The organism is Parvibaculum sp. (genome assembly GCF_049671045.1).
Taxonomy (GTDB): domain Bacteria; phylum Pseudomonadota; class Alphaproteobacteria; order Parvibaculales; family Parvibaculaceae; genus Parvibaculum.
Window position 1 is genome coordinate 12,979 of record NZ_JBATUH010000043.1, and the last position, 16,563, is coordinate 29,541.

The 16,563-nt window shown below is 63.8% G+C and carries 12 protein-coding genes; 3 read left to right on the forward strand and 9 right to left on the reverse strand.

The window, feature by feature from the left end; translation table 11 throughout:
- Nucleotides 1–79: 79 nt before the first annotated feature.
- The 3 genes from WBG82_RS05540 (at nt 80) to WBG82_RS05550 (ending at nt 5,694) form a co-directional block, all read left to right on the forward strand.
- Entirely contained in the window at nt 80–859 is a 780-nt protein-coding gene (locus WBG82_RS05540) for an enoyl-CoA hydratase (RefSeq protein WP_424422373.1), read from the forward strand.
- Between the two features lie 87 nt (nt 860–946).
- The gene (locus tag WBG82_RS05545; protein ID WP_424422376.1) at nt 947–2,692 is read left to right on the forward strand and encodes an N-acyl-D-amino-acid deacylase family protein; all 1,746 of its coding nucleotides are present in this window, start codon (nt 947–949) and stop codon (nt 2,690–2,692) included.
- Nucleotides 2,693–2,997: 305 nt separating this feature from the next.
- The gene (locus WBG82_RS05550; RefSeq protein WP_424422378.1) at nt 2,998–5,694 is read left to right on the forward strand and encodes a glycosyltransferase; all 2,697 of its coding nucleotides are present in this window, start codon (nt 2,998–3,000) and stop codon (nt 5,692–5,694) included.
- Between the two features lie 163 nt (nt 5,695–5,857).
- Here WBG82_RS05550 and WBG82_RS05555 read toward each other — a convergent pair whose 3' ends face one another.
- The 9 genes from WBG82_RS05555 to WBG82_RS05595 form a co-directional block, all read right to left on the reverse strand.
- Nucleotides 5,858–7,048, reverse strand: coding sequence for an LLM class flavin-dependent oxidoreductase (locus tag WBG82_RS05555; protein WP_424422381.1), 1,191 nt, complete (start codon nt 7,046–7,048; stop codon nt 5,858–5,860).
- A 126-nt stretch (nt 7,049–7,174) separates the two neighbouring features.
- On the reverse strand, nt 7,175–8,782 hold the full coding sequence (locus tag WBG82_RS05560) for a long-chain fatty acid--CoA ligase (RefSeq protein ID WP_424422384.1): 1,608 nt from the start codon (nt 8,780–8,782) through the stop codon (nt 7,175–7,177).
- A 109-nt stretch (nt 8,783–8,891) separates the two neighbouring features.
- Entirely contained in the window at nt 8,892–9,650 is a 759-nt protein-coding gene (locus WBG82_RS05565; protein ID WP_424422386.1) for an SDR family NAD(P)-dependent oxidoreductase, read from the reverse strand.
- 27 nt (nt 9,651–9,677) lie between these two features.
- On the reverse strand, nt 9,678–9,905 hold the full coding sequence (locus WBG82_RS05570) for a hypothetical protein (RefSeq protein WP_424422388.1): 228 nt from the start codon (nt 9,903–9,905) through the stop codon (nt 9,678–9,680).
- Between the two features lie 105 nt (nt 9,906–10,010).
- Nucleotides 10,011–11,957: a sigma-54-dependent Fis family transcriptional regulator gene (locus WBG82_RS05575; RefSeq protein ID WP_424422391.1), complete on the reverse strand. Its 1,947-nt coding sequence runs from the start codon at nt 11,955–11,957 to the stop codon at nt 10,011–10,013.
- Between the two features lie 242 nt (nt 11,958–12,199).
- A complete protein-coding gene (locus tag WBG82_RS05580) occupies nt 12,200–13,360 on the reverse strand; it encodes an acyl-CoA dehydrogenase family protein (RefSeq protein ID WP_424422393.1) in 1,161 nt (386 codons plus the stop codon).
- Entirely contained in the window at nt 13,360–14,157 is a 798-nt protein-coding gene (locus tag WBG82_RS05585) for an enoyl-CoA hydratase/isomerase family protein (protein ID WP_424422396.1), read from the reverse strand. The genes WBG82_RS05580 and WBG82_RS05585 overlap by 1 nt, the downstream gene beginning before the upstream one ends.
- Nucleotides 14,158–14,421: 264 nt before the next feature.
- Nucleotides 14,422–15,081 carry a TetR/AcrR family transcriptional regulator gene (locus WBG82_RS05590; protein WP_424422398.1) on the reverse strand — a complete coding sequence of 220 codons (660 nt, stop codon included), beginning with the start codon at nt 15,079–15,081 and terminating at the stop codon, nt 14,422–14,424.
- 332 nt (nt 15,082–15,413) lie between these two features.
- A complete protein-coding gene (locus tag WBG82_RS05595) occupies nt 15,414–16,328 on the reverse strand; it encodes an alpha/beta hydrolase (protein ID WP_424422401.1) in 915 nt (304 codons plus the stop codon).
- Nucleotides 16,329–16,563: the final 235 nt, after the last annotated feature.

Sequence of the window (16,563 nt, forward strand, 5' to 3'; positions counted from 1 at the left end):
ATTGCGGCGTGTTGTCTCCTCTGTTAGAGCAAACCTATCGCAATTTACCAACCCGCACCAATGATTATGGAGAATGTACATGGCTGAGGATCCGGTGCTGCTCGTTGAAAAGTCGGATGGCATCGCCACCGTCACCCTGAACCGTCCGACCGCCATGAACGCGCTGTCACGCGAGCTCCGGCAGGCCATCGCCGAAACCTTCGAGGCGCTGGAAGCTGATCCGGAGGTCCGCGCCGTGATCCTGACCGGCGCGGGCAAGGCCTTTTGCGCCGGGCTCGACCTCAAGGAACTCGGCTCGGGCGCGAGCACGGTCAACGGCACCGTGACCGACAAGGACCCCGTGACCTCGATCGGCCATTTCTCCGGCCCGGTCATCGGCGCGATCAACGGCGTGGCCATTACGGGCGGTTTCGAGCTGGCGCTGGCCTGCGACGTCCTCATCTGCTCGGCCAATGCCCGCTTCGCCGACACCCATGCCCGCGTCGGCATCCTGCCGGGCTGGGGGCTCAGCCAGAAGCTTTCGCGCGCCATCGGCATCTACCGGGCGAAGGAACTGTCGCTCACCGGCAATTTCCTTTCCGCCGAGCAGGCGGCCGAATGGGGCCTCATCAACCGCGTCGTGGCGCCCGAGGACTTGCTGCCCGCCTGCCGCAAGCTTGCCGAGGACATGCTCTCGGTGGTGCCGGACTGCCTGCCCGCCTACAAGAAGCTCATCGACGAGGGCTTCGCGCAGAGCTTTGGCGAGGCGATCCGCACCGAGAGGCGCTTTTCCAGCGAGCGCAATGGCAAGGTCGAGGCCGGCGCCATCGAGGCACGGCGCGAAGCGATCCGCCAGCGCGGCCAGCAGCAGAAGAACTGAGCCCCGTCGGGCTCCTTTTGCTCCACGGAGCTGAAACCGCTAAGCTCCCCGGAAACGCCATTCAGAGCATTTCCGGGGAGACAAAACATGCACGATCTCGTGATCCGCGGCGGCACCGTTTACGACGGAACCGGGCGAAAGCCCATCGAGGCCGACATCGCCATTGACGGCCGCACCATCGTCGCCGTCGGCAAGGTCGAAGGCGGCGGCCGCGAGGAAATCGACGCGCGCGGCCAGATCGTGACCCCCGGCTTCGTCGATGTGCACACGCATTATGACGGCCAGGTCACCTGGGACCCCTATCTCCAGCCCTCGACCTTTCACGGCGTCACCACCGCCGTCATGGGCAATTGCGGCGTCGGCTTCGCGCCCTGCAAGCCCGAGCAGCGCGAATGGCTGCTCGGCCTCATGGAGGGCGTCGAGGATATTCCGGGTACGGCGCTTGCCGAAGGCATCAAGTGGAACTGGGAAAGCTTCCCCGAATACATGAATGCGGTCGAGGCATCGCCGCTCGCGCTCGATGTCGGCTTGCAGGTGCCGCATGCGGCCGTGCGCGCCTATGTGATGGGCGAGCGCGCGCCTGCGCTCGAGCCCGCGACGGAAGCCGAGACTGAAGCCATGGCGCGGCTCGTGGTCGATGCGCTCGATGCGGGCGCGCTCGGCTTTTCGACCTCGCGCACGCTCAAGCACCGCGACAAGCACGGTGCCTCGACGCCGACCTTGAAGGCGGAAGCCGACGAGCTTCACGGCATCGCGCGCGCCATGGGCAAGGCTGGCAAGGGCGTCCTCCAGCTCATCGCCGACTTCAAGGACACGGACGCCGAATTCGCCATGCTGCGCGGCATGGTCGAGCTGTCGGGCCGCCCCATGTCGATCACCATCGAGCAGGATGACCGCTGGCCGACCGTGTGGAAGCGCGTGCTCGACAACATCGCCGCCGCCAATGAGGCCGGACTTCCGATCAGGGGCCAGGTGCCGCCGCGCGCGACGGGCCTTCTTCTCGGCCTCACCGCCTCGCTCAATCCCTTCGTCATGCATCAGACCTTCCGCCAGATCTGGGGCGCGCCGCTCGCAGAGCAGGTGAAGGCGCTGAGGGATCCCGAATTCCGCGCGAAGCTCCTCGCCGAGGAGCCCGCCTATCCCGCGGGCGAGATCATCGAGATGATCTGCACCGCCTATCACAAGATGTTCGCGCTCGGCGAGAAGCCGAACTACGAACCGGCGCCCGAGGAGAGCGTCAAGGCGCGGGCCGAGCGGGCAGGCAAGAACCCGCGCGAGATCGTGCTCGACCTCATGCTCGAACGCGACGGCCGCGCGCTCATCTATTTCCCGCTGATGAACTACCATTGCGGCAGCCTCGCCGATGTCGAGACGATGCTCACCCATCCGAACACGGCCTTCGGCCTTTCGGATGGCGGGGCGCATTGCGGCATCATCTGCGATGCGAGCTTCCCTTCGACGCTGCTGACCCATTGGGGACGCGACCGTACGCGCGGACGCAAGCTGCCGCTCGAATGGCTGATCCACGGGCTCACGGGCCGCAATGCGGAACTCGTCGGCCTCAACGACCGCGGCGTGCTCGCGCCCGGCATGAAGGCCGACGTCAACGTCATCGACTTCGACGGGCTCACGCTCTATTCGCCGCGCATCGTCAACGACCTGCCGGCGGGCGGCAAGCGGCTCATCCAGGAGACGGACGGCTATACGGCGAGCATCGTTTCGGGCGTCGTCGCGTTCCGGAACGGCCAGCCGACGGGCAAACTCAACGGCAAGCTCGTGCGCGGCGCGCAAGCCCGCCCCGCGGGAGCGAGGATTTCTGCCGCTGCCGACTGACAGGCGTCCGGAACATGACGGAGTGGATGGATGGGCCGGCAATCGTGCCGCTCGGAAAATCGCCGTAACGCGGCACGGCCGCGCCCGGCCTCGGCGCGACAAGGCGCCGCTGCGGGCCGGGCGGCCCCTGCCATTCATCGACGGTTCATCGCCCGTCACCTATCTCTGACGATGAAAAAGTCCGATCATGCGGTTTTCACGGCCGCATGCCGGAAGTGATACGTGGCGGACGCGGCAGAGCTGGGCTGCCGGACCGCAGGCATTTCGTAACTTTCCCCCAGGCGGTTTCTCTTACGGTAGTTTGAATGGACAACCCCGCCTCACGCACTTCGAGCAGGTCCCCGCTTGCCCGCGTCGCGATTTTCTTCGTCTTCGTGCTTCCGGTCGTGATCGCTGCCAATCTGGCGATCTGGGCCTCGTTCAATCAGCCTCACGAGGCCGAGGCATGGACCGGCGAAATCGTCGGCTTCTCCTACAGCCCCTATCAGCTCGGGCAGGACCCGACGAAGAACGTCAATCCGACGCGCGAGCAGATCGAGTCCGATCTCAAGCTGCTTGCGGGCACTGTTCAGGCCATTCGTACCTACAGCGTCATTCGCGGGCAGGAAGACATCCCCGATCTCGCGGCGGGTCATGGCCTGTCGGTCGCCGCCGGCGCCTGGATCGGCACCGACGAGAAGCGCAATGACGAGGAAATCGCCAACCTCATCAAGCTCGCGCCGAAGCGCAACGTCGTGCGCGTTCTGGTCGGCAACGAGGCGCTGCTCCGAAACGACCTGCCGGTGAGCGAACTCATCGACAAGATCCGCGAGGTAAAGAAGAAGGTCTGGAAGCCCGTTTCCACCGCCGAGCCGCCGCATATCTGGCTGAAGCACCCCGAACTCGTGAAAGAGGTCGACTTCATCGGCGTGCAGATCCTCCCCTACTGGGAAGGCATTCCCGTGGACCGCGCGGTCGATGCGGTTTTCGAGCGCCTCGACGAACTGCACAGGGCCTATCCGGACAAGCCCATCGTCATCACCGAAGTCGGCTGGCCGAGCCGCGGCAAGATCATTCCGCGCAAGCCCTATCCCGGCATCCCCGAGGCCGAGCTTTCCGGCGAGGCCGTGCCCTCGCTCGTCAATCAGGCGACCTTCCTGCGCGAGTTCCTCAACCGCGCGAAGAAGGCCGACCTCACCTATTACGTGATGGAAGCCTTCGACCAGCCCTGGAAGGCGGCCGAGGAAGGCGCGGCGGGCAGCTACTGGGGCATCTACAATGCCGAGCGCCAGCCGAAATTCCCGATGGCGGGCAGCATCATCGAAGCGCCGCACTGGCGCTTCTGGGCCTCGATCGCGGCGGGCCTCGCGCTCGTTATGGCCGTGGTCTTCATGCTGCGCCGCCAGCATGTCGAGACGGCGGGCGTCGTCATCTTCACCATCATGACGCAGATCGCCGCTTCCGCGCTCGCCTGGGCGGGGCTCTCGGTCACGGGTCTCTATCTCACCTCGGTCGATACCTTCGTCTGGAGCTTCCTCTTCCTTGCGCAGGGGCTGCTGCTCATCGTGCTTCTCGCCGAGGCGATCGAATTCGTCGAAGTGATCTGGACGCGGCATGGCGAAAGACATTTCGAGCCCTTCGAGAAGGCGGAAGCCTATCCGCCGAACAAGGTTTCGATTCACGTCCCGATCCACAACGAGCCGCCGGAAATGGTGCGCGAGACGCTGCTGGCGCTCTCGAAGCTCGACTACCCGAATTTCGAGGTGCTCGTTCTCGACAACAACACTGTCGATCCGGCCGTCTGGCAGCCCGTGCGGGACTATTGCGCGCAGCTCGGGCCCCGCTTCCGCTTCTTCCATCTTGAGAACTGGCCGGGCTTCAAGGCGGGCGCGCTCAATTTCGGCCTGAAGATGACCGCGCCCAACGCCGACATCATCGCCGTCATCGACAGCGACTATCAGGTCTCGCCGAACTGGCTGCGCATGATGGTTCCCTATTTCGCCAAGGAAGATGTCGGCTTCGTGCAGTCGCCACAGGACTATCGCGACCGCCATGAGAGCATGTTCAAGAACATGTGCTACTGGGAATATGCCGGCTTCTTCCATATCGGCATGGTTCAGCGCAACTACTTCAACGCCGTCATTCAGCACGGCACGATGACGCTGGTGCGCAAATCGGCTCTGGAAAAGGTCGGCGCCTGGGCCGAGTGGTGCATCTGCGAGGACGCGGAACTCGGCATCAAGCTTTACCGCTCCGGCTATGACAGCGTTTACGTCAACCACTCCTTCGGCCGCGGCCTCACGCCCGACACGCTTGCGGGCTATATCAGCCAGCGCTTCCGCTGGGCCTATGGCGCGGTGCAGATCGTGAAGCATCACTGGGACGCGCTCGCGCCCTGGGCGCGCAAGGGCGGGCTCACCCCGGCGCAACGCTACTATTTCCTCGCAGGCTGGCTCCCCTGGTTCGCGGACGGGCTGGCGCTGCTCTTCACCATCGCCAGCATCGGGCTTTCGCTCTTTGCGCTTTACGCGCCGAAGATGGTGCAGCTCCCCGTCGCGGCGTTCCTCATCCCGACGATCGGAAGCTTCATCTTCAAGTTCGTGCGCTCGCTGCTGCTCTACGCCGTGCGCGTGAAGGATTGCAGCTTCATCGAAAGCCTCGGCGCGGGCGTCGCAGCGCTCGGCCTCACCCATACGGTCGCCAAGGCCATGCTCAACGGCATGATCACCACGAGCAAGCCCTTCATCCGCACACCGAAATGCGAGGACAAGCCGCCGCTTGCCGCCGCGATCATCCAGGTGCGCGAAGAAGCCGTGATGCTGACCCTGCTCTGGGGTCTCGCCATCGCCTTCTTCCTCAATCAGGATTTCTCCGACAGCCTGTCGCGTCTCTGGATCTGCGTGCTTCTCGTGCAGTCGGTGCCCTATGCGGCGGCGGTGCTGCTCTCCTTCATCAACGTGCTGCCCTCGCTCTTCAAGCGCACGAAGAAGGAGCCGAGCGGCGCGCTGTCGCCAGCGGAGTGAGAAACTCACCGTAAGAAGAAAAAGGCCGGCATCTCTGCCGGCCTTTTTTATTGGCTCCGGGCCGCACGTGCGACGCCCTGCCAGAAAATGGATGGCGGGACGCTCTGAAGAGCGCCCCGCCATCCTCGCCCGGGTACATGGGGGGTACTAGGGGTTCCCGGGGTCAATCCATCCAGTTCGGAAGGATTTCTGTCGCCCACAGTTCCAGATTGCGCATCTGGATGTGGTGCGGGACGGGGCCGGCGTACTGCCACATGAGGAAGTATTCCGGATTGTGCAGCTTCACCATCTTCTCGATCTGACGGTTCACCTGGTCCGGATTGCCGACGAACTCGAAGCCCTTCTCGACGAGGTAGTTGTAGTCGCACTCAGGCCCGATGCGGCCCGTCTCGCCCTTCTTGCGGAACGCCTCGTTGAAGCCGATCGGCGCGAACCAGGCCGGCCAGACGAAGCCATTGCCCATGGCCGCATATCTGTGCGCCTCGGCCGCGTCGTCGAGTACGAGCGCGTCACGGAAGATGCCGATGTTCTGGCCGAGCTCGTAATTGTGGCCAGCGGCCGCCGCTTCGTCCTTATAGGCGTGGAAGAGATCGCTCAGCGTATCGTCGTCGGTCGCAAGCGCGAAGGGCACGATGCCTTCACGGGCGCAGAAGCGGAAAGTGTCCTCGCTGAAGGAGAAGGGCTGGAAGATCGGGGGATGAGGGCGCTGGTAGGGTCGCGGCGCGATGCCGATCTCCGTGATGATACCGTCCTCATTCTGACCTTTGCCGAAACGATTGACCACGTCGTGATGGAAAGCGAGATTTTCCGGCGGGATCGCCCAGTGCTCGGAGCGATGGCTGAAGACGTCGCTCGTCCAGGCCTTCTTGATGATCTCGTAATGCTCGAGGAAGAGCTGGCGGTTCTTCTGGTCGACCTCGGACTTGTCCGACATCGTGCCGCCCACGCCATAGACCTGGCCCATCACGTCGGCCCAGCGCTTCTGATAGCCACGCGCGATGCCGAAGAAGGTGCGGCCCTGCAGCATCTGGTCGAGCATCGCCATGTCTTCGGCGAGACGCAGCGGATTGTGGAACGGCAGCACATTGGCGAGCTGGCCGACGCGGATACGCTTCGTCTGCAGGCCGAAATAGAGGTCGAGCAAGATCGGGTTGTTCGAGGTCTCGATGCCTTCGATGTGGAAATGGTGCTCGGTGAAGGCCGCGCCCCAGAAGCCGGCATCGTCGGCGAATTTGATCTGATCGCGGATCTGCCAGAGCATGTTCTGGTAGTTCTGCGTCTTCTGACCGGCCATGCCGTTATGCGTCTGCGCCACGGTGCCGACCGAGGGCAGATAGAAGAGGATAAATTTCACGATCTCACTCCCTTTCCTTGAGATGTTCGTGCTTGGTTTTTGGTGCCAACAGGCGCCTGAGTTTCTCGGCTGCCGTCATCCGCCCTGCCCATCGGGGGAAGCGCGACCGGCGCCTTTCTGTCCGGTTTACATCTCCGCCTCCGGTCTGATGTCGCGTTCGACCCGCTCACGCAGGGCGCGCTTGTTGATCTTGCCGACGCCGGTCTTGGGGATTTCGCCGACGACCAGGTAGTGATCGGGGAGCCACCACTTCGCGAAACGGGGTTCGAGCCAGGCGCGCAATTCCTGCGCCGTGAGGACCGCGCCCTCCTCGCACACCACATAGGCGCAGGGCCGCTCGAGCCATCTCTCGTCGGGCACTCCAACGACCGCGGCCTCGCGCACGCCGGGATGCGCGACGAGCGCGTTCTCCAGATCGACCGAGGAAATCCACTCGCCGCCGCTCTTGATGAGGTCCTTCGCCCGGTCCACCAGACGCAGAACGCCGTCCGCATCGACGGTCGACATGTCACCGCTCTTCCAGTAGCCGTCGACGAATGCATCCGCGGTCCGTTCGTCGCGGTAATATTCGGTGGCGCTCCAGGGCGTGCGCACATAGATCTCGCCGATCGTCCTGTCGTCCCAGGGAACCAGGCGGCCTTCCTCGTCGAGCACCTTGAGCTCGGCTCCCGGAAGCGGAATGCCCTGACGCACGCGCGTCTTGATGTGCTGGAGCTGGGGCTTGTGGAGATCGGCGCGGCGGATATGAACACTCGTCGCCAGAGGCGCTAGTTCGGTTGAGCCCCACGCCGTCTGGATCGGAATTCCAAACTCGTTGATGAAGAACTCCATCACCGCGGCGGGCGTCGCCGATCCGCCGAGCATGAGAGCACGCAAGGATGACAGATCGCGGCTCTGGCGCTTCAGCTCCGCCACCATATCGATGCCGACGCTGACGGCGGCGGCCGCGAGCGTCACGCGCTCCTCCTGCATCAGCTCGAGAATATCGGGCGCATGCGGACGCTCGCCCGGCAGAACGAGCTTCGAGCCCATGCCCGTTGCCGCGAACGGAAGTCCCCAGGCATTGGCGTGGAACATAGGCACGACCGGCAGCACGGTGTCGCGCTCGCGGATGTTGAGCGCATCGCCGAGCGATTCCGTGATCGAGTGCAGATAGATGTCGCGATGGGTGTAGACCACGCCCTTCGGCAGTCCCGTCGTCGCGGAGGTGAAGCACATGCCCGCAGGCGTGCGCTCGGGAAGCTCATGGAACGGAAATTCCGGATCGCCCGCGGCGATGAGATCCTCATAGGCGACGACGTTGGAGAGCGACGTCGGCGGAATGCGGTCCGCCATGACGACGACGATCTTGACGGATTGAAGCTGCGGCGCGAGGCGCTCGACTGTCGGCAAAAGATCCGGATCGACGAAGAGCACCCGGTCTTCTGCATGGTTGATGATGTAGACGAGATGCTCGTCGGCCAGCCGCAGATTGATCGTGTGCAGCACCGTACCCGCGCAAGGCAGGGCGAAATAGAGTTCGAGATGGCGGTATGTATTCCAGGCGATCGTGCCCGCGCGATCACCGGGCCTGAGGCCGAGCATCGCAAGGCGGCTCGCGAGACGCCGCACGCGCGCGTCGAGATCGCGATAGGTGTAGCGATGCATCCTGCCGTCCGGCAGGCGGGTTACGATTTCATTGCCCGGAAAATACCGCGCGGCCCTTTCGAGCAGCAATCGAAGGTTCAGTTCCACCGGGTAGCTCCTCTCACTTCACAACGAGCGGGGAGCGGGGAGCGGCGCGCCGAAGCGCGGCGCCTCTCATCCGCCTCAATCAAATTCGTTTTCCAGCGCGCCACGTCCTTCATCCCGCGCTCACGCCGCCATCGACAGTGAGAGCCTCGCCGGTGACGAAGGCGGACTTTTCGGAGACGAGCCAGGCGACAGCCGCCGCCACCTCGTCGGGCGAGGCCATGCGGCGAATGGCGGCGCGGTCGATGCCGGCCTGCAGCTTGCGCTTGGGGAAGATGGAGCCGTCGCCGACCGTCATGGCCGTCTCGACATAGCCGGGGCAGACCGCGTTGATGCGAATGCCGTCGCGCCCATATTCGAGCGCGGCGGCGCGCGTGAGCCCGATGACGCCGTGCTTGGCCGCGCAATAGGCCGAGCCGCCCGGCGCGCCCAGCTTGCCCATGATGGAGGCCGTGTTGACGATGGCGCCGCCCGCCGCCTTCATTGCCCTGATTTCATGCGTCATGCAGTTGAAGACGCCGGTGAGGTTCACGTCGATGACGCGCTGCCAGTTCTCCACGCCGTAATCGGCGGTGAAGGCCGCGTAGCCGATGACGCCCGCATTGTTGAAGGCGATATCGAGACGGCCGAAGCGCTCGAGCGCCGTGGCGACGAGCGCGGCGCAGTCGCTGTCCTTCGTGACGTCCGTTCGCACGAAGACGGCCTCGCCGCCGCGCGCGCGGATGAGGTTCGCCGTCTCCTCGCCGCCCGCCTCCCCGACATCCGCCACGACGAGGCGGGTTCCTTCTCCCGCCAGCAGCAGCGCTGTCGCCCGGCCAATGCCGGATGCGCCACCCGTGACGATCGCAACCTTGCGCGAGCCCGAATCCATCGAACGTCCCTCCGGAAGCATGCGCGATCAGACGCTGACGGACAGCGGATCGAGGCCGGTGCGGATGTTCGGAATGACGACTTCGGCGGGCTTCATGCTTTTCTCCTCCCCGTTTCTCCGGGAAGCGAAATCCTCCGCATGCGCACCTCGGCGTTCCGGCCGAAGCAACACAGGCGGAAGAAAACTTCCGACGGATTTTGAAGAGAGAAAGGCATGTTGCATGCCAGATGCTCGCGCATCCGGCTGACTGCCCATGTTTCAATGGTTTAGGCGTTTCGCGCCGCCGCGCGCGAGGGGCGTGGACCGTCCGCGTTTCGGACGCCGAACGATCGATCGTCCGGCGTCCGGACGCAGGCTTCGTCAGGCGTCGTTCGGACGCTTGCCCTCATAAGCCGCAAGACGCAGATAGAGCGTCGAACGGGCAATGCCGAGCTTCTTGGCGGCGCGTGTCAGATTGCCGCCGCAGGCTCGGATGGCGGCCTCGATGCTACCACGCTCGACATATTTCAGATTCAACCCGAGATGAGGCATCGGCGCGGCATCGCCGCCCGGCATCGGCCCATCGGCCGCATGGCAGCGTATGTCTTGCGGCAGATCCTCGAACCGTACTTCCGCCGCCCTGGACAGCAGCATGTGCTCAGCCGCATTGCGCAACTCGCGCACATTGCCCGGCCAGGGATAGCTCAGCAGCGCATCCTCGACCTCGTCGCTCAGCCTCGGCGTCTGCCTGTCCTGGCGCCCCGCGATCTCGCGCAGGAAGTGCTCCGTAAGTAGGAGTATGTCATCGCCCCGCTCGCGCAGCGCCGGAATGCGGAGCTGCAACGCGCCGAGACGATAGTAGAGGTCGCTGCGGAAGCGGCGCGCCTCCACCTCCTGCCGCAGGTCGCGGTTCGTCATGGCTATGAGCCGCAGATTGACCTGCCGCGGCTCATTGCTGCCGACGCGATAGATGATGCCATCCTCGAGCACGCGCAGCAGAAAGGGCTGCATTTCGAGCGGCAGTTCGCCGATTTCGTCGAGGCAGAGAACGCCATTGTCGGCGGCCTCGACCTTGCCCACCCGCCCGTCATCGCGCGCGCCCGTGAACGCGCCCTTTACGTAGCCGAAAAGCTCGCTCGCGATGAGCTCTCGCGGCAGCGCGCCGCAATTGACCGGCACGAACGGACCGGAGGCAACATCGCTCAGGCCGTGAATCGCACGCGCGAATAGCTCCTTGCCAACTCCCGTCTCGCCGGTGACGAGAACGGGCGCGCCGCTCTCCGAAAGGCAGAGAACGCGCTCCTTCGCCTCCCTGATGGCGGGGCTTTCGCCGCGTATCTCGTCGAGGCAGATAACCTTTTCGGTGTGGGCCAGGGTGGCCATGGTCCGGCTCGACGAGCGCGCTGCGCTCCGGCGGCGATTATGCAGGACGACGATCGCGCCGATGCCATCGCCATCCTGCTCGACAAGCTCCACGCCCGCATTCGGCACCGCATCGTTGATGCGCGAGCGCCAGGACGAGAAAGGCGCCGATTTGAGGAACGGCATGGCGCCCGAACAGATGGCCTCCGCATTCTGCCGGTTCACATCGCGCAGCCCGCGTTCGGAAGCGTGGACGATGAGCCCGCGCCGGTCGACCATGATGAACTCGTCGCTGGACCAGCGGGCGCGCTTGCTCAGAAAGTGACGCAGTAGGACGTCGTGATCGCGCTGCGTCGCGCGGGCGACCTCGGCCGACACCTGCTGGCTTGTGACCACGGCGAGCGCGAGGCTCTGCGGATTGAAGTGCGCCGCCATGCCGGCGATCACGATGGCTCCCATCACATGCCCATCGGCCGGATGGTGAACCGGGCTGCCGGCGCAAGCCCAGCGCTGGAATTCAGGACAGAAATGCTCGCTGCCATGGATCTGGACCGGGCGTCCGAGCGCGAGCGCGGTGCCGACGCCGTTCGTTCCCGTATCATCCTCGTTCCAGCGCCCGCCGCGCGCGGCATGAATTTCATGGCCGAGATCGATTACGCGCTCGTCGCCCGCCGTCTCGATGATGACGCCGGTGGCATCGGTGAGAATCATCATCGCGCCAGCCTCCGACAGGAAGTGACGCGAGGATGCGAGCGCGGTCTGCGCCGCATGCAGGAAGGTGTTGTTCTCCGCCTGACGACGGAACAACTCGGCTTCGGCGACCAGCGCCGCCCGCTTCTGCTCGAGGTCGATGCGATGCCGCTGCGACCGTTTCCAGGATTCGATGACGGCGTCCCTGACGCCAGCCTGAATATGCCGACCTCCGACGAAGTCCTCCCAGGCTTGTCTTACGTGTCGATCATCCACTTGCAATATTCCCTCCCTCCGCCGAGTTGACCTCCCCGGAGCGTCTAAGCTGAATTTTGTGTCGTGGCGGCCTGGACGCCCCTCCCCGGCAATTTTTTCATTGCTCGAAAAGCGTCTCGGCCCTCTCTCCCATCTATATTGTGGCTTGCCTCATCAGCGCGGTCTAGCAATTTATAATCACTCAATTAATGCGGGTATTAGCGAAGTAAAAAAAGCAGCCGCGGCGGACGAAGATTGGTTCATCAGGCGCGCCCTCCGGACCATTTGAAGATGTTGTTGCGCTGGACCGCGGACGATCCGCCGATGATCGGCAAAAGAAGCGCGTCGCGCACATAGCGCTCCGTATCGAAATCCTTCACATAGCCATAGGCGCCGAAGACCGTCTGGCTCTCGAGCGCAATATATTTTGCGGCCTCGGTTGCGAAGAGTTTGGTCATCGACGTTTCGACACCGCAGCGGGTGCGGCTGTTTGCCAACCATGCCGCGTGGTAGAGCATCAGCCGCGACGCATGAAGCCGCGTCTTCATGTTGGCGAGCTTGTGCTGGATCGACTGATAATTGCTGATCGTCTTTCCGAATTGCCGCCGCTCGAAGGCATATTCCCATGCATCGTCGAGCGCGGCGCGCGCAATGCCGACCGCGATCGCCGCAACTTCGAGTTTCTCGACGTCGAGACCGGCTCCGACGATCATCCGCCAGCCATCGTTCCAGCCCTCCTCTCCGCCGACGACATTGGCAAAAGGAACCTCGACATCCTCGAAGGTCACGTCGGTGGTCGCGGCCCCTTTCATCCCCAGCCCTTCGATGGTCGAAATGGACACGCCGCTTGCCGTCGGCGGGATCAGAACCAGAGAGAGGTTCCTGTAGCGCGCTTCCTCGGGCCCCGTGCGCACCAGAGCGTAGATATAGTCGGCTATGGCCGCGCCCGAGCAGAAGCGCTTCGCCCCGTTGATGCGCAACATGTCGCCCGAGCGTTCGGCCCGCGTCTTCACGCTTGCGAGATCGGCGCCGACATCGGGCTCCGTCCAGCCATAGGCGAAGATGAGCGAGCCATCGACCACCCTCGGCAGAAGCTCGCGCTTCTGCTCCTCGGTCGCGCATTCCTCGATATTCATGCCCGCATAGCAGGTGGCCATGATGTAAGGCACGGACACGGCGAGGCTGCGGCGCGACAATTCCTCGATCGTCACCATGGTGGCGAGGATATCGCGCCCCGTGCCGCCATATTCCTCGGGCACGGTCAGCCCCATCATGCCAAGATCGGCGAGCTTCCGGAACACTTCGCGCGGGAAGTGATTGTCCTTGTCCCACCGGCCGGCCTCGACACGGGGCATTTCCCTGTCGATGAAACGGCCCAGCGTCGCGCGAAGCTGACGGATGTGATCGGGCTCGGCGAAGTTCATCACTTCCCCCGGCCGAAGACGGGCTGGCGCTTCTCGCGGAAGGCCGACACCGCTTCCTGATGGTCGGCGCTGATATTGGACAACGCCTCATAAGCAAGAGAGGCGTCCATGATCGAATGGGCGAGCTGCTTCAGGCCGATATTCGCCGACACCTTGCTCCATCGGATTGCCTTGGTCGCGCCGCGCGCCAGCCGGTCGGCAAAGTCGTCGACGCGCTTGTCGAGTTCGCCCGCCGGAACGGCATGGTTGATGAGACCGATACGCGCGGCCTCGACAGCGCTCATGAGATCGCCCGTCATGAGATATTCCTTGGCGCGCGCATAGCCGATGAGCTGCGGCCAGATCACCGCGCCGCCATCGCCCGCCACAAAGCCGACGCTCACATGCGGATCGCCGATCTTCGCCGTTTCGGCCGCGAAGATCACGTCGCAGAAAAGCGCGATCGTGGCGCCGAGCCCTGTCGCATGTCCGTTCAGCTTGGCGATGACCGGCTTTTCGCAATCGAGCAGCGAGAAGACGATCTGCTTGCCCTCGCGCGCGGTCTTCTCGAAGAGCACCGGGCGGTCGATCATGCCCTGCATCCAGTCGATATCGCCGCCTGACGAGAAGGCGCGGCCAGCGCCCGTGATGACGATGATGTCGCTTTCCGCATCGTTCGCCGCATCGACGAAGACGCGGGCCAGCTCCTCATGCATGAGCCCATCGACAGCGTTGAGCTTGTCGGGGCGGTTGAGCGTGATGGTCAGCACGCGCTCGCGACGCTCGAAAAGCAGCGTCTGGTAGTTGGAAAAATTCATGATCGCCTCTCGCTTCCGGATTGGGTTTCCAGCCTCCGCGCCTCTGGAAACAGCTTCAGGATTGCCACGACGCGGATTCGCTTTCCGGAAACCCCGATTTGGCCAAATGGTAGGCATCCGAGAATTATGAGTCAACAGTCACTGACTAATGATTCATTTTTTGACGCAAGGGAAGCGCTGCCTCGCGGCACAATTCTTCAGACGTCGGATGACAGAAGGAGCGCGCGCCCCTGAATGCGCGCCCTTGCGCCCGCGTACGAGACGCTAGGAGAGACCACCCCGGATGATCTTCATATAGGCCCTGACGACCTTTTCCGGCAGCTTCCTGTGTCTCTCATTGCCCTTGACGTAGCGCAGGTAGAGATAGCTGCGGGCCGCCATCATCATATAGGCGACCGTCTCGAGTTCGTCGCGATCGAAATTGCGGATCTCGCCTCGCTTCACGGCGCGCTCAAGCGCCACGAGATAGCGATCGGCGAGGATCTTGAAGTGCTTGCGATGCGCGAGCGGCGCGGCCGTCTCCGCCTCGTTCAGAACGCGGATGAAGCCCGGATTGGCGTCCAGATATTCGAAGAAGGCGCGAAAGCCGCGCTCCTCCATGTCGTAAATGTCCCTGGAGCCGCGCACCCGCTCGCGGATGAAGTCGAGCATGGCGACGCCGGCATGGGGAAGAAGCTCGTCGAACAGCTCCTGGCGAGAGCCGAAATAGAGATAGAAGGTACCCTGCGCGAAGCCCGCCGCCTCCGTGATCCGGGAAATCGAGGCGCCCGCATATCCATGCTGGCGTATCACGCGCGTGGCCGCATCGAATATGGCCTCACGCACATCCGCCGAGCGTTCCTCGCGCGACAATCGCTTGCGGGGACGAACGGGGGCTGGCGGCACGGATTTTTTGTTGCGGACTTTCTCAGCGGTCTTTCTCACGGTGTCCTCTCGTCGCGCGCGCCACATCGAGGGTTTGGGCATACAGGGGCCGGGCGAGATATTCCGTCCTGGCCGCTTCACCGGCTTGCTCGGGGCATTGCAGGCCGCCTCTGGCTTGCGCCCTGTCTTCCCGGCAAGGAAAGCGGGCGGAAAGCCCCGCTCCCGCCCGGCGGTGAACGTACAACTTCGCGCCCGAAGACAGCAAGGGCAGCAGCCAACTTCGTGAGCTTCTTCGCAAATAAAGTCCGCGGCGGCGTTCCGAATCGCCCCGGCGGGCGGCCATGCGCCTTTCGGGCGCGATTCGGAACCTGGTGAAGGCCGGCCGATGCGCCTCAGGCCAATCCGAGCCTCGGGCGCACCCACTCGGCCATGCGGGCGATCGCGTCATCGGCCTCCGGAGCATGCCCGGCCATGAACTCGAAGACGTGCTGCATGTCGGGGAAGAGATCGAGCCTGACCTCCACGCCGGCCTGCTTGGCGCTTTCGGCAATGCGACGGCTGTCGTCGAGAAGGGTCTCGGCCTCGCCAACCTGGATATAGATCGGCGGAAAGCCTCTGTAGTCCGTGTAGAGAGGGTTGGCCAGCGGATGCTTCGGATCGCCGTTCTCGCCGATGAAGAGGCTTCCAAGCGCCGTCGTCGTCTCCCGCGACACCAGCGCATCGCGATGACCGTTGCTGTCATAGGTCGCGCCCGACGTGTCGAGCCCCGCCCAGGGCGACATCGGCATGGTGGCGACGGGGAGCGGCAGCCCCTGCTCGCGCGCCCCGGCGATGGTCGTCAGCGCGAGCGCCCCGCCCGCCGAATCGCCCGTGAGCGCGACATGCTCCGGCTTCAGCCCTTCGCTCGTCAGGAGCCAGCGATAGGCCCGCACCATGTCGTTGACCGGGCCGGGATGCGGGTTCTCGGGCGCAAGGCCGTAATGCACGATGAGCGCGCGGCAGCCGACGGCCTTCGCGATATGCGCGAAGAGCTTGCGATGGCTGTACATCGAGCCGACGACATAGCCGCCGCCATGCGAACAAAGGAGCACGCGGTCCGTAGCGCAGCCTTTCGGTATGGCCCACATGGCGGGAACGCCGCCCGCATCGACCTCGATGTAATCGACGCCGCCGGGCTCCGCCGTCACGTCGCCCCAATGACCGAAAAGGCGCCGCAGCTCCTCCACGGACATGTCGGGATTGGCGGTCATCGCATCGACCCACCCCTTGTACAAATTCTTCAGATCATCCGATTCCCGGCTCGCCATGAATTCCTCCCGACATAAGTTCCGGATTGGCAACATGACGAAATACTAGTGAGCGAAATTTCTCTGAGTCAACAGTCAGTGACTATCAACTCATATGAACAGCAAGCGTGCACGATTTTCGCATGGACGTAAAAACGTCCGAATTTCAGACACTATTTGATCTTCTGCACCAACGACCGCGCTTTTCCGTAATTGAACACTCGTTGTATCTATTTACAACGAGCGTTCAACATGC